Annotated in this window: 15 protein-coding genes; 3 read left to right on the forward strand and 12 right to left on the reverse strand. The window is 73.9% G+C overall.

The window, feature by feature from the left end; translation table 11 throughout:
* The first annotated feature begins 68 nt into the window (after positions 1-68).
* Positions 69-656: a class I SAM-dependent methyltransferase gene (locus tag AOM07_RS08830; protein WP_062312904.1), complete on the forward strand. Its 588-nt coding sequence runs from the start codon at positions 69-71 to the stop codon at positions 654-656.
* A 90-nt stretch (positions 657-746) separates the two neighbouring features.
* Here AOM07_RS08830 and AOM07_RS08835 read toward each other — a convergent pair whose 3' ends face one another.
* Together AOM07_RS08835 and dapF are read right to left on the reverse strand one after the other, a co-directional pair.
* Entirely contained in the window at positions 747-1,331 is a 585-nt protein-coding gene (locus AOM07_RS08835) for a YdeI/OmpD-associated family protein (protein WP_084830214.1), read from the reverse strand.
* A gap of 1 nt (position 1,332) precedes the next feature.
* Positions 1,333-2,205, reverse strand: coding sequence for a diaminopimelate epimerase (gene dapF, locus AOM07_RS08840; protein WP_062312908.1), 873 nt, complete (start codon positions 2,203-2,205; stop codon positions 1,333-1,335).
* A 68-nt stretch (positions 2,206-2,273) separates the two neighbouring features.
* On the opposite strand from dapF, the gene AOM07_RS08845 reads away from it, so the two are divergent.
* Positions 2,274-2,684 carry a hypothetical protein gene (locus tag AOM07_RS08845; RefSeq protein WP_062312909.1) on the forward strand — a complete coding sequence of 137 codons (411 nt, stop codon included), beginning with the start codon at positions 2,274-2,276 and terminating at the stop codon, positions 2,682-2,684.
* On the opposite strand, the gene miaA is transcribed toward AOM07_RS08845, so the two are convergent.
* The 9 genes from miaA to pgsA all read right to left on the reverse strand — a co-directional run bounded on the left by miaA (position 2,666) and on the right by pgsA (position 10,109).
* Positions 2,666-3,610 (reverse strand): tRNA (adenosine(37)-N6)-dimethylallyltransferase MiaA, encoded by a 945-nt coding sequence (gene miaA / locus AOM07_RS08850; protein ID WP_062312911.1) that lies wholly within the window; start codon positions 3,608-3,610, stop codon positions 2,666-2,668. The two genes, AOM07_RS08845 and miaA, sit on opposite strands and share 19 nt — an antisense overlap.
* A 2-nt stretch (positions 3,611-3,612) precedes the next feature.
* Positions 3,613-5,112: a tRNA (N6-isopentenyl adenosine(37)-C2)-methylthiotransferase MiaB gene (gene miaB / locus AOM07_RS08855; RefSeq protein WP_062312914.1), complete on the reverse strand. Its 1,500-nt coding sequence runs from the start codon at positions 5,110-5,112 to the stop codon at positions 3,613-3,615.
* Between the two features lie 3 nt (positions 5,113-5,115).
* A complete protein-coding gene (gene rny, locus AOM07_RS08860; RefSeq protein WP_062312916.1) occupies positions 5,116-6,576 on the reverse strand; it encodes a ribonuclease Y in 1,461 nt (486 codons plus the stop codon).
* A 27-nt stretch (positions 6,577-6,603) separates the two neighbouring features.
* Positions 6,604-7,158, reverse strand: a complete 555-nt coding sequence (locus AOM07_RS08865; RefSeq protein ID WP_062312918.1) for a regulatory protein RecX — start codon at positions 7,156-7,158, stop codon at positions 6,604-6,606.
* A gap of 3 nt (positions 7,159-7,161) precedes the next feature.
* Positions 7,162-8,244, reverse strand: coding sequence for a recombinase RecA (gene recA / locus AOM07_RS08870; protein WP_062312920.1), 1,083 nt, complete (start codon positions 8,242-8,244; stop codon positions 7,162-7,164).
* A gap of 185 nt (positions 8,245-8,429) precedes the next feature.
* Positions 8,430-8,663: a DUF3046 domain-containing protein gene (locus AOM07_RS08875; RefSeq protein ID WP_062312922.1), complete on the reverse strand. Its 234-nt coding sequence runs from the start codon at positions 8,661-8,663 to the stop codon at positions 8,430-8,432.
* Positions 8,664-8,667: 4 nt separating this feature from the next.
* Positions 8,668-8,979, reverse strand: coding sequence for a helix-turn-helix domain-containing protein (locus tag AOM07_RS08880; RefSeq protein ID WP_062313068.1), 312 nt, complete (start codon positions 8,977-8,979; stop codon positions 8,668-8,670).
* 91 nt (positions 8,980-9,070) lie between these two features.
* Positions 9,071-9,553, reverse strand: a complete 483-nt coding sequence (locus tag AOM07_RS08885; RefSeq protein WP_062312924.1) for a CinA family protein — start codon at positions 9,551-9,553, stop codon at positions 9,071-9,073.
* Positions 9,540-10,109 carry a CDP-diacylglycerol--glycerol-3-phosphate 3-phosphatidyltransferase gene (pgsA, locus tag AOM07_RS08890; protein WP_228374418.1) on the reverse strand — a complete coding sequence of 190 codons (570 nt, stop codon included), beginning with the start codon at positions 10,107-10,109 and terminating at the stop codon, positions 9,540-9,542. Before pgsA ends, AOM07_RS08885 begins: the two co-directional genes overlap by 14 nt.
* A gap of 85 nt (positions 10,110-10,194) precedes the next feature.
* Between pgsA and AOM07_RS08895 the strand changes: the two genes are divergently transcribed.
* Entirely contained in the window at positions 10,195-11,538 is a 1,344-nt protein-coding gene (locus tag AOM07_RS08895; protein ID WP_062312926.1) for a CapA family protein, read from the forward strand.
* A 10-nt stretch (positions 11,539-11,548) separates the two neighbouring features.
* Here the strand turns inward: AOM07_RS08895 and AOM07_RS08900 are convergent, their stop codons facing one another.
* Entirely contained in the window at positions 11,549-13,333 is a 1,785-nt protein-coding gene (locus tag AOM07_RS08900) for a sugar phosphate isomerase/epimerase and 4-hydroxyphenylpyruvate domain-containing protein (RefSeq protein ID WP_062312928.1), read from the reverse strand.
* Between the last annotated feature and the right edge of the window lie 7 nt (positions 13,334-13,340).

Below are 13,340 nucleotides of genomic sequence, written 5' to 3' on the forward strand. Positions count from 1 at the left end.
ATGCACCGGACCCGGGTTGCCGATGCGCGGGACCCGCCCCGGCGCCGCGCGGCGATACGCTCGGGGGCGTGAGCGAGGACCACTACTTCACCGCGCGCCCCGCGTCCGCCGACGAGCGCCGCACCATCCGCGTCACGCTCGCGGGACGCGAGCGCGACGTCGAGACGGCGCCGGGGATCTTCTCCCCCGGCCACGTCGACCTCGGCACGCAGGTGCTGCTGCGCCAGGTGCCGGAGCCGCGCGGACGCGTCCTCGACATCGGCTGCGGCTGGGGCCCGATCGCGCTCGAGGCCGCGCTGCGCGGCGCATCGTCCGTCACCGCGGTGGACGTCAACGAGCGCGCGCTCGACCTGCTGCGCCGCAACGCCGCCCGCCTGGGCGTCGCGGTGGAGGCGTCGCTGCCGGACGACGTGCCCGCGGACGCCGTGTTCGACACCATCTGGTCCAACCCGCCCATCCGCATCGGCAAGGATGCGCTCCACGCGCTGCTCGCGACCTGGCTGCCGCGGCTCGCTCCCGGGGGCGAGGCCTACCTCGTCGTCCAGAAGAACCTGGGCGCGGACTCGCTGGCGAAGTGGATCGCGGCGCAGGGCTGGGGCGCGGTCGAGAAGGTCGGCAGCTCGAAGGGCTTCCGGGTGCTGCGGATCTCCGCCTAACCTCCCGAGGACGGCCGGGAGCCGTGCCTCCGGCGCGGTCGGCGGTTCCGCGCCGCGCGCCCTGCAGCGCCGCGCCGCACGGCGCGCGCGTCAGAGCCGCTCGCCCCGGGCAGCGGCCTCCGCGACGGCCACGATTCGGGCCGCGCGGGTCGCGGGACGCTTCGCCATCGCGACGTGCGCGAGCATCTGCTTGCGCGCCGACGGCGGGAACCCGACCCACGCCTCGCGCGCGCCCGGCCGGACGTCCAGGGCCGCGGCGAGGTCCGGCGGCACGACGAGGTCCTCGACGTCGTCGAGCAGCGTCCAGGAGCCATCGGCCTTCGCCGCCGCGATGACCGCGGCGCCCGCGGGAGCGATGAGCCCCGCCTCCTCGAGCTCACGGATCCGGGTCTTGTTGGTGCGTGCCCATCCGGAGCCGCGCTTGCGCGGCGCGCAGTACTGCAGCGTCCTGTCCGCGTCGAGCTTCCGCGTGACCGCGTCGATCCAGCCGAAGCACAGCGCCTGGCGCACCAGCTCGTCGTACGTGAGCCCGACGTTCCCCGATGCCTTGCGCCACGTCGCGACCCACACGCCGGCAGCGTCGGCATGATGCGTCTCGAGCCACGCGCGCCACTCCCCCGCGTCCTCGGGATGGATCCGAGGGACGCCGTCGTCGCCGGGCTCGACGGGGTGCATGTCAGGCGGGCGCGTCGACCTCGCCGGCCGCGACCAGCACGGCCGGGCCCTCGAGCACGGTGGTCTCGCCCTCGATCCGGACGGTGACGAGCCCGCCGGGCACCTCGATGTCCCACACGTCGGGCGCGCCCGCGCCCGCCCACGTGCGCATCGCGAGCGCGACCGCGCACGCGCCGGTGCCGCACGAGCGCGTCTCGCCCGAGCCGCGCTCGTGCACGCGCATCCTCACGCGGCCGCGGGACTCGCCGTCGACCTCGGCGTGGCCGAGCGCGACCGCGAACTCGACGTTGGTGCCGTGCGGCGGGACGGGGTGGACCCGCGGCGCCTCGGTGAGGTCGAGGCCGCGGAGCTCGTCGACGTCCGGCAGCGCGACCACGTGGTGCGGGTTGCCCATGTCGACGGACAGCGCGGGGCGCACGGGGTCGAGGCCGCGCGCGGCCACCTCGGAGTCGAAGCCGTCGGTCGCGTCGCCCACGACGTAGCGGCCCATGCCGATCGCGTAGCGTCCGCCGCCGAGCGCCGTCACGGTGCGCGGGCCTCCGCGCGTGCCGAACTCGAGCCCGCCGGCGAGCTCTTCCCCCGCCTCGGCCTCGAGGAAGGCGCCGAAGACGCGCGCGCCGTTGCCGCACATCTCGGAGGTGCTGCCGTCGGCGTTCCAGTAGTCCATGAACCAGGTCGCGGGCTCGAGCCCGGCTCCCGCCTCGAGCGCGCCCGCGCGGATCGCGCGGATGACGCCGTCGCCCCCGATGCCGGCGCGGCGGTCGCACAGGAACCGCACGAGCGACGGGCTGAGGTCGAGGTCCCCGTGGGGGTCGAACAGCAGCACGAAGTCGTTCTCGGTGCCGTGTCCCTTGGTGAAGGCGAGCGAGGTCATGCGTCAAGTCTAGGGAGGGCCCCGCACGGAGGCTTGCACGCCGCCGGTGGCTCGTGTTCGCTAGGGACATGCCTGGTAGCCCAGCACTTGCCCGCGCGCTCGCCGTCGCCGCGCTCGCGGCGCTCCTGCTCGCCGGATGCACGGGCGGCGGCGAGGACGGCTACGCGGACCTCGATCGCGAGGCCGCCGACGGCGACGCGCTTCCCGCCGCCGTGCTCGCCGAGGCCACCTACCTCGACGCGTCCTCGAGCCGCTACGTCGGCGAGGACGACGGCGTGGCGCTGTGGATCGCGCGCGGCGCGGACCCCGACGTGCACCTGTGCCTCGTCGCGGTCCCCGAGGACGAGGACTGGGTCGTCGGCTGCGGCTACGAGGTCTTCGGCCGATCGGTCGGCACCTTCGCGCTCCTCCCCGACGGCGCGGAGGCCCCCGACCACGCCACCCCGGTCTCCGCGAACGTCTACCGGCTCGAGGGCTGAGCGTCCGCCTCGGCCACGAGGGACGATGCGTCGGCGGCGGCCCGGGCGACGTCGCCGTGGTCGCGGGGCGCGTCGATCCACCGCACCCGCGGGTCGGGGCGGAACCACTGGGCCTGCTTCCGGGCCAGGCGGCGGGTGTGCTGCGCGATGAGGGCGCGCGTCTCGGCGGCGTCGAGCTCGCCGTCGAGGTGGCGGAGGGTCTCCGCGTAGCCGACGGCGCGGCGCGCGGTGACGCCGTCGCGCAGGCCCTGGGCCTCGAGCGCGCGGACCTCGTCGACGAGGCCCTGCTCCCACATCGCATCGACGCGGGCGTCGATGCGCGGGTCGAGCAGCTCGTACGGCAGGTCGAGCGCGAGGGTGAGCGCGGGCGCGGCGTACTCGTGCCGGGGCAGCGAGCTCTGGGTCGAGCCGGTGAGCGCGATGATCTCGAGCGCGCGCACGAGCCGCTTGACGTTCTGCGCGGGGATCTTGGCGGCGGCCTCGGGGTCGACCGCGGCGAGCTCGCGGTGGAGCACGCCGGGGCCCTCGGCCTCCGCGCGCGCCTCGAGGCTCGCGCGCAGCTCCGGGTCGGTGCCCGGGAACTCGAAGCGGTCGAGCAGCGCGCGGAGGTACAGGCCGGACCCGCCGACGACGATGGCGCGGCGTCCGCGCGCGTGGATCGCGGCGACGTCCGCGCGGGCCTCGACCTGGAACCGCGCGACCGAGGCGTCCTCGTGGACGTCGAGCGTGTCCAGCTGGTGGTGCGGGATCCCCCGGCGCTCGCCGACGGGGAGCTTCGCGGTGCCGATGTCCATGCCGCGGTAGAACTGCATCGAGTCGGCGTTGACGATCTCGCCGTCGAGCGCCTCCGCGAGGTCGAGGCTGAGCGCGGACTTGCCCGTCGCGGTGGCGCCGACGACCGCGACGATCACCGGCGCATCGTCCATGCTCACGCGCGGCGCAGCGTCGGGATGCCGAGGCCGACCGGACCCGCGGGGGCGCCGTCACCGGTGCCGCACGAGTCGCCGTGGTCGCCGCCCTGGGCCGCGTCCCACGCGTCTCCGGCGCGGGTGCGGCGGACGGCGTACGGACCGCCCTCGAGCCCCGAGTCGGCGATGAGGTGGTGCGGGGCGCCGTGCGTGACGCGCAGCGAGACCATGTCGCCCGGACGCGGCACGTCGGCACCCTCGGGCACCGCGAAGTGGACGAGGCGGTTGCCGGGCTCGCGGCCGCTCAGGCGCGCGGACTCGCCGTCCTTGCGGCCGCCCGAGTCGAGCACGAGCAGCTCGAGGTCGCGGCCGACGAGCGCGTGCGAGTCCTCGAGGGTGATGCGCTCCTGGAGCGCGATGAGGCGCTCGAAGCGCTCCTGGACGACGGCCTTGGGCAGCGGCTCGAGCTCGTACGCGGGCGTGCCGGGCCGCGGGGAGTACTGGAACGTGAAGGCGGACGTGAAGCGCGAGGCCTCGACGACGCGCAGCGTCTCCTGGAAGTCCTCCTCGGTCTCGCCGGGGAAGCCCACGATGATGTCGGTGGTGATGGCCGCGTCGGGCATCGCGGCGCGCACGCGGTCGATGATCCCGAGGAAGCGCTCCGAGCGGTACGAGCGACGCATCGCGCGCAGCACGCGGTCCGAGCCGGACTGCAGCGGCATGTGGAGGCTGGGCATCACGTTGGGCGTCTCGGCCATCGCGTGGATGACGTCGTCGGTGAACGCGGCCGGGTGGGGCGACGTGAAGCGCACGCGCTCGAGGCCCTCGATCTCGCCGCACGCGCGCAGCAGCTTGGCGAACGCGCCACGGTCGCCGAACTCGACGCCGTACGAGTTGACGTTCTGACCGAGCAGGGTGACCTCGACCGCGCCCTGCGACACGAGCGCCTCGACCTCGGCGAGGATCTCGCCGGGACGGCGGTCGCGCTCCTTGCCGCGCAGCGACGGCACGATGCAGAACGTGCACGTGTTGTTGCAGCCCACCGAGATCGACACCCAGCCGGACGCGATCGCGTCGCGGCGCGACGGCAGCGTCGACGGGAAGACCTTGAGCGACTCCTCGATCTCGACCTGCGCCTCGGCGTTGTGGCGGGCGCGCTCGAGCAGCACCGGCAGCACGTCGATGTTGTGCGTGCCGAAGACGACGTCGACCCACGGCGCGCGGTTGACGATCTCGCCGCGGTCCTTCTGTGCGAGGCAGCCGCCGACCGCGATCTGCATGCCGGGGCGCTGGGCCTTCACCGACGCGAGCTGGCCGAGGTTGCCGTAGAGGCGGGTCGCGGCGTTCTCGCGCACCGCGCACGTGTTGATGACGACGACGTCGGCGACGTCCTCGCCCGCGGGCGCGGCCGTGTAGCCGGCGCCCTCGAGGAGGCCGGCCATGTGCTCGGAGTCGTGCACGTTCATCTGGCACCCGAGCGTCCTGACGAGGTACGTGGGGGCGAGGGAAGTCTGGGTCATGCTCTAACCTGCGACGGCATCCGCTCGCAGCTCGCGGATCACCGTCACCTTGATCTCTCCGGGGAAGGTGAAGTCCTGGGTGATGTGCTCGGCAATTGTACGCGCCAGCGCCTGGGTCCCCTCGTCGTCGATCTCGTCGGGCTCGACGATGACCCGCACCTCGCGGCCCGCCGCCATCGCGAGGACGCGCGTGACGCCGTGGTGCTCGAGCACGAGCTTCTCGAGGTTCTCCATGCGGTTGATGTACGAGTCGAGGTCCTCGCGGCGCGCGCCGGGGCGGGCCGCCGAGAGCGCGTCGGCCACCTGGACGATGACGGCCTCGAGGGACTCCTGGGGCACCTCGTCGTGGTGCGCGGCCACCGCGTTGACGACGAGTGCGTCCTCGCCGTGCTCCGCGAGGAACCGTGCGCCGAGCGCGGCGTGGGTGCCGGACTGCTCGTGCGTGAAGGCCTTGCCGAGGTCGTGGAACAGCGCGCCGCGGCGGGCCAGGTAGACGTCGGCGCCGAGCGCGGCGGCGATGTCCGCGGCCAGCTGGGACGTCTCGACGAGGTGCGCGAGCACGTTCTGGCCGTAGGAGGTGCGCAGGCGCAGCTTGCCGAGCACGTCGACGATCTCGGAGGGGACGCCCGAGACGCCCGCCTCGGTGAGCGCGTCGAGCCCCGCCGCGCGATGACGCTGGAAGGCGCCGGCGACGGCACGCGCGTACGCGGCCTCGACCCGCTGGGGCTGGATGCGGCCGTCCTCGACGAGGGCCTTGAGCGTCACCTCGGCGATCTCGCGGCGCTCGGGGTCGAAGCTCGACAGCTGGACGGCGTCGACGCCCTCCTCGACCAGCACGGTCACTCCGGTGAGCGCCTCGAAGGCCCGGATGTTGCGGCCCTCGCGGCCGATGATGCGGCCCTTCATCTCGTCGCTGGGCAGGTCGATCCACGTGGTCGCGTGCTCGGCGGACGAGGCGGCGGCCTGGCGCTGCATCGCCTCGACGAGGATCTCCCGTGCCCGCTTGTCCGCGGTGGCCTCGGTGCGCCGCTCGAGCCGGCGGAGCTTGACCTCGGCGTCGTGGCGGGCCGAGTCGAGGATCTCCGCGACGAGCTCGGCGCGCGCCTCCTCGGGCGTGGTCTGGGCGACCTCGGCGAGGGCCTTGGCGCGGTCCTGCGCGATGCGGGCGCGATCGGCGGCGAGCCGCTTCTCGTCGCGCACGACGACGGCGGCCCGCTCCTCGAGCAGGCGCGCGTACTGCTGCGCGTGGCGGTGGTCGCTCGCGACCTCCTTCTCACGCTCGTGGGCGAGGTCCTCGCGCCGCTTCGCGTCCGCGAGGCGCGCCTGCGCGTCCTGGCGGAGCTGCTCGACCTCGCGGCGGCCGGCCTCGCGCTCGGCGGTCGCCTCGCGCCGCGCGAAGACCACCAGCAGCAGCGCGACGAGGCTGGCGCCGAGGAGCACCAGGATCGTCAGGGTCTGCCCCACCGGCGGCTCCTTCCCTGTCGCGCGAGACTAGTCATCCTCGCTATCGGCATCCCGCAAGTGTTTCACGAGGGCGAAAGCGAGAGAACTCGAGTATCCCTTGCGGCCGAGCATGGCCACGACGCGGCGCTCCCGCACCTCGACGGGGTGCGAGGCGAGCTGGTCCCAACGGCGCCGGGCCAGCGCGGCGGCGCGCTCACGCTCGTCGTCGTCGTCGATCTGGTCGAGCGCGGAGCCGATGGCGTCCTCGTCGAAGCCCTTGCGGGCGAGCTCGACGCGGATGGCGCGGCGGGACTGTCCGCGCTCCGCGTGGCGGGTGCGGACGATGGTCGCGGCGAGGCCCGCATCGTCCACGAGGCCCACCTCGACGTAGCGGTCGACGATCGCGTCGGCGAGGTCGGGCACGACGTGGCGCGCGACCAGCCCGTCGCGCAGCTGCGTGGTCGAGCGGGACGCGCGCGTGAGGATCCCCAGCGCGATCTCCCGGGCCCGTTCGGGGTCGGTGATCGGCTCGGGGGCCTGGTCCCGCGCGGGCGTGCGCCGGCTGCGACGCCGCCCGCGCGGAATCTCGGACTGCTCGGTCATGGCCTAGAAGTCGGCGTCGCGGCCCTTCTTGCCGCGGGCCGGGGCGGCCGCCTCGGGCTCGGGCGCCTCCTGGCTCTCCTCGCCCGCGGGGACGCCGACGCCGAGCTTGGTCTTGACCTTGCGCTCGATCTCGTCCGCGAGCTGCGGGTTGTCCTTGAGGAACTTGCGGGCGTTCTCCTTGCCCTGGCCCAGCTGGTCGCCCTCGTACGTGTACCAGGCGCCCGACTTCTTGACGAAGCCGTGCTCGACGCCGAGGTCGATGATGCCGCCCTCGCGCGAAATGCCCTGGCCGTAGAGGATGTCGAACTCGGCCTGCTTGAACGGCGGGGCCATCTTGTTCTTCACGACCTTGACGCGGGTGCGGTTGCCGACGGGCTCGGTGCCCTCCTTGAGGGTCTCGATGCGGCGCACGTCGAGGCGGACGGAGGCGTAGAACTTCAGCGCCTTTCCACCCGTGGTGGTCTCGGGGCTGCCGAAGAACACGCCGATCTTCTCGCGCAGCTGGTTGATGAAGATCGCGGTGGTGCCGGTCGAGTTGAGCGCACCGGTGATCTTGCGCAGCGCCTGCGACATGAGGCGCGCCTGGAGACCGACGTGGCTGTCGCCCATCTCGCCCTCGATCTCGGCCTTGGGCACGAGGGCCGCGACGGAGTCGATGACGAGGATGTCGATGCCGCCCGAGCGCACCAGGATGTCCGCGATCTCGAGGGCCTGCTCGCCCGTGTCGGGCTGCGAGACGATGAGGTTGTCCGTGTCGACGCCGAGCTTCTTGGCGTACTCGGGGTCGAGCGCGTGCTCCGCGTCGATGAACGCCGCGGTGCCGCCGGCCTTCTGCACGTTCGCGACCGCGTGCAGCGCGACCGTGGTCTTACCGGACGACTCGGGGCCGTAGATCTCGACGATGCGGCCGCGCGGGAGCCCGCCGATGCCGAGCGCGATGTCGAGCGCGAGCGCGCTCGTGGGGATGGCCTCCACCGCGACGCGCTGCTGCTCGCCGAGGCGCATGGCCGAGCCCTTGCCGAACTGGCGGTCGATCTGTCCGAGCGCCGCCTCGAGGGCCTTGCCGCGGTCCGCTGCTGCTGCCATGTCGCTTCCTCACATCCATCCGTGGCTGGTCTGCCGTGTGTCGAGGACGACGCTACGCCGACCCTCCGACATCGCGACGGCGCCGGTCCTCCTGGGGAGGCGCCGCCGCCGCGCGGCGTCCTGGGGAACACGGTATATCGAACAACTGTTCGAAGGGAAACGACACGCCGCCCGGGCGTGTCGGCTCAGCGCGGCGGGGGGACCATCCGCTCGCGGTCGCCGCCGTCGCGGCGGTCGACGGGCACGTCCATCTGCTCGCACCACGCGTGCCAGACGTCGCGCGGCGCGGTCCCGGCCTCGATCGCGGCCACCGGCGTGAGCGAGTCGAGCGCGTCGAGGGAGAGCTCGCGCGCGAGCGTGCGGGAGTACGCGGGCCCGAAGACCGCGTCGGCCAAGGACCAGAACTCGCTGAGCCGCACGTCCCTAGCGGGAGCGCATCGAGCTGAGCAGCTCGGGCACGGTGTCGGGGATCGACGGCATGACCGGGACGTCCGTGAGCGACTCGGCGTGCGCGAACCGGTCGGAGACCTCGCGCAGGATGTCGGACATGGGCAGGTCGAGCGCCTCGCAGATCGACGCGAGCAGCTCGGAGGACGCCTCCTTCTGCCCGCGCTCGACCTCGGAGAGGTAGCCGAGGGACACGCGCGCTCCCGAGGAGATGTCACGCAGGGTCTTGCCCTGCGTGAGGCGCGCGTCGCGCAGGACCTCGCCGATCTCGTTGCGAAGCACAGGCATGCGCCCTCCCCTCATCGTCGTCATGCGTCCCTTGTCCATGCTGACACAACGCACCATACCCCACCCTTGTTCCGTCCCGGTCGCGAGGGGGTTACAGCAATGTGACATCTCCCGCAAGGGACGAGAGGACCAGGGCGAGGGCCGCGTCGACGGTCCCGGCGCGCACCGCGGCGCGGTCGCCGGCGAGGTCGAGGCGCGTGCTCGCCTCGCCCGCGGGGCCCGAGACCGCGACCCACACGCACCCCGGGCTGCACCCGTCGTGCGGCTCCGGTCCGGCGACGCCGGTGGTCCCGACGCCCAGGGTCGCGCCCGTCGCGTCGCGCACGCCCCGTGCCATCGCCTCGGCCACGTCGTCGGACACGAGGCCCGCCTCCCGGATCACCTCCGGGTCGACGCCGAGGAGCCGTGCCTTCATGTCGGCCGTGTAGGCGACGATGCCGCCGCGCACGACGGCGGAGGCGCCCGGCACGGACACGAGGGCGGAGCACACCGCGCCGCCGGTGATCGACTCGGCGGTCGCGACCGTGACGCCGAGCTCCCGCAGGCGGGCGACGACCTCGTCAGGCAGCGGCATGGCCCTCGGCGCGCTGCTCGCGCGCCGCGCGCACGATCTTCACCGTGTAGTCGATGCCGGTGACGAGCGCGAGGGCCGTGGCGACGAGCAGCACCCACCACGCGGCGGTGTCGACCCACGCGGGCGCCCCCGGGATGAGGTAGAGCCAGATCGCGAGGAGCTGCGCCATGGTCTTGACCTTGCCGCCGGGCGAGGCGGGGATCACGGTGCCGGCCGCGACGAGCAGCCTGCCCACCGTCACCCACAGCTCGCGCACCGCGATGATCGCGACGGGCCACCACGGGATGCCGTCGACCACGACGAGCACCGCGAGGACGCCGAGCACCAGCGCCTTGTCCGCGATGGGGTCCGCGAGCTTGCCGAACGGGCTCACCACGCCCCAGCGGCGCGCCAGGTAGCCGTCGAAGAAGTCGGTGGCCGCCGCGATCATGAACAGCGCGAGCGCCCACCACCGGAGCGGGCCCTCCTCCCCCGCGTCGAGCGCGAGCAGGACGAGCACCACCGGCACCATGACGAGGCGCGCGACCGTGAGCACGTTGGGAACTGCGGAAGTCACGCACACACCTTAATGCGCCGACCGTCCCGCCGACGTCGCGGCGGGCCGTGACCGGGACCCTCCGTGGGGCGGCGATACTGGTGGCATGCCCCGCCACGACCGTCACGGCCATGCCCGCACGCCGGGCGCGACCCGGCTCGTCGCGGTGGCGCTCGTCGCCCTCGTGGCAGGTGCCGCCGTCGGGCTGGTGGGGGCGCGCGACCTCGGAGGGACGGCGGTCTCGGCGGCCGAGCCCGCCGCCTCCCCCGTCGCCGCCGTCAAGGCGGACGATGCGACCCCCGCCGCGTCCGCATCGTCCACCCCCGCGCCGAGCCCGACCGCGACGGTCGAGCCCGAACCCGAGCCCGTGCGCTTCACGTTCGTCGCGGCGGGCGACGTCCTCCCTCACACCCCCGTCAACGACTCGGCGCGCACGGCGGACGGCTACGACTTCGCCGCGCTGATGGCGGGCGTGCAGCCCTACATCGAGGGCGCGGACCTCGCGCTGTGCCACATGGAGGTGCCGGTGTCGCCGGCGGGGATCGAGCCCTCGGGCTACCCCCTGTTCTCCGCCCCCAAGCAGCTGGTGAGGGACCTCGGGAAGGTGGGCTGGGACGGCTGCTCGACCGCGTCGAACCACACCGTCGACCGCGGCACCGCGGGCGTCGAGGCGACGCTCGACGCGTTCGACGCGGCCGGCCTCCAGCACTCCGGCTCCGCGCGCACCAAGAAGGAGGCGGCCACCACCGCGATGTACGAGGTGACCGCCGGCGACCGCACCGTCACCGTCGCCAACATCAGCTTCGCGTACGGCACCAACGGCATGCCCGTCGCGTCGCCGTGGCAGGTCGACCTCTTCGACGCGGACGATGCGGACGCGGCGCCGATCATCGCGGCCGCCAGGAAGGCCCGCCAGCAGGGCGCCGACGTGGTGATCGCCTCGGTCCACTGCTGCGTCGAGTACCGCACCGAGCCCACCGACGCGCAGCGGTCGATCGCCACGCAGATCGCGGAGTCGGGCCAGGTGGACCTCTACGTCGGCCACCACGCGCACGTACCCCAGCCGATCGAGCTGCTCCCCGGCGGGCCGTCGGGCGACGGCATGTGGACGGCCTTCGGGCTCGGCAACTTCCTGTCGAACCAGGGCACGCAGTGCTGCATCGCCGCGACGTCCAACGGCGTGCTGCTGTCGGCGACGTTCACGGTCGACCCGGACGGCGCGGTCGGGGTCGACGCCTCGTGGACCCCCACGACGGTCGACCGCCTCGGCCGCCACGCCGTGCACGCCCTCACGGACATCCGAGACGGGGTGGGGACGCTGTCGGCCGCCGACGTGAGCAGCCGGCTCGCGGCGGTCCGCGGCGCCGTGGGCGACGAGGCGCGTCAGCGCTGGAACCCGGTCGAGCCGCTCGCCGACGACGTGGTCCTCGTGCCGCGCACCTCCGCCTGAGCCGCGCGCCTCAGCGGCGGCTGCGCTGGGCCGCGAGCCGCACCGGCGCGCTCGCCGCCCCGTAGCCGTCGTAGGCGCCGCGGCGCTCGAGGATCTCGACGAAGACCCCGCCGACGATCGGCGAGTAGAAGTGGAGGAACTCGCCGCCCGCGTCGCGGTCGTAGAAGAGGCCGAGCTCGCGCAGCTCGTCGAGCAGCGCGGGGTCGAGCGACGGCCCGAAGCGCGCCTCGAGGTCGTCGTAGTAGTTGTCCGGCACGGCGAGCGAGGCGAGGCCTGCCGCACGCGCCCGGCGGGCGGCGGCGCGCGCGTCGTCGCAGCGGATCGCGACGTGCCGCGTGGGGGCCGGCGCGCCCGACGGTGCGAGGTTGATCGGGACCCTCACGACGCCGTCGGCGGTGCGCATCACCTGGCTGCGCAGCAGCCCGACGGGTCCGGGCACGTCCTCGGTCGACTCCGTGGCGAGCGACAGCACCGAGCTCGCGAAGAGCACCGCCTCGTCGAAGTCCTGCCAGCGGTAGCCGAGGTTGATGTGGTCGACGACGCCGGCGAGGGGGCGGTCGACCTCCTCGCCGCCGACGAACTCGCCGATCCACGACCGGTCGTCCGGCCGGTCGTTCCAGTAGACCTCCGTGCCGTCCGGAGCGGCGACGGCGGGCAGCTCCTGCTCGCCCGCATAGGTGCGGCGGAACACCGCGGGGGCGCCGAGCGCCCGCGCCCGGGAGGCCGCCGCCTCGGCGTCGTCCACGGTGAGCCCGATGGCGGACAGCGCCGGCTCGTCGTCCTGGCGCTGCTCGTTGAGGATGAGGCGTGCCTCGCCCGCGCTCCACAGCCGCACGGGCTTGCTGCGGTGGCGGCCCCGGAAGGTGAAGCCGAGCTGGTCGAGGACGCGGTCGACCTCGTCCAGCCGCTCGCCCGCGATCTCGACGAAGTCGACGCCGCGCGCGGGCTGGGGATCCTCGAGACGGTCCTCCGCCCATCCCTCGCGCGCGGCCGTGCGGTCGGCGAGCCACGTGAGCGACCTCCGGGCGTGCGCCGCGGTACGCACGACGTCGGTCTGGCGGAAGGTGTCGTTGAAGACCTCGAGCGACAGCGGGCCGGCGTACCCGGCACGCAGCACGTGCGCGAGGAAGCCGGTGAGGTCGAACGAACCCTCGCCCGGGAACAGCCGATGGTGGCGGCTCCACGACAGCACGTCCATGCGCAGCGCCGGCGCGTCCGCGAGCTGCAGGAAGAAGATGCGGTCGCCGTCGATCTCCTCGATCCCGGCCGGGTCGTGGCCGCGCGAGAGGATGTGGAAGCTGTCGAGGCACGTGCCCAGGTTGGGGCGGTCCGCCCGCTGCACGAGGCGCCACGCGTGGCGGTAGTCGTCGACGTAGCGCCCCCACGCGAGCGCCTCGTAGGCGATGCGGACGCCGCGCGGCGCGGCCAGGTCCGCGAGCGCGGCGAGCTGCCGCGCGGCCACCTCGTCGTCGTCGACGGTCGCGGTGCCGGCGTTGCTGCACACGAGCAGCAGGTCCGCGCCCAGCCGTGCCATCACGTCGAGCTTGGCCTCCGCGCGGCGCAGGTTGTCCGCGAAGGTGGCGTCGTCGACGCCCTCGAGGTCGCGGAAGGGCTGGAACATCTCGATGCGCAGCCCGAGCCGGTCGCACAACGCGCGGATCTCCTCCGGGGACTCGTGCGCCGCCACGAGGTCCGAGTCCATGATCTCGACGCCGTCGAAGCCCGCCTCGGCGCACGCGTGCAGCTTCTCGACCAGCCCCCCGGAGAGGCAGACCGTCGCGATCGAGGTGCGCATATCGGCA

The organism is Demequina rhizosphaerae (genome assembly GCF_000971255.1).
Taxonomy (GTDB): Bacteria; Actinomycetota; Actinomycetes; order Actinomycetales; family Demequinaceae; genus Demequina; species Demequina rhizosphaerae.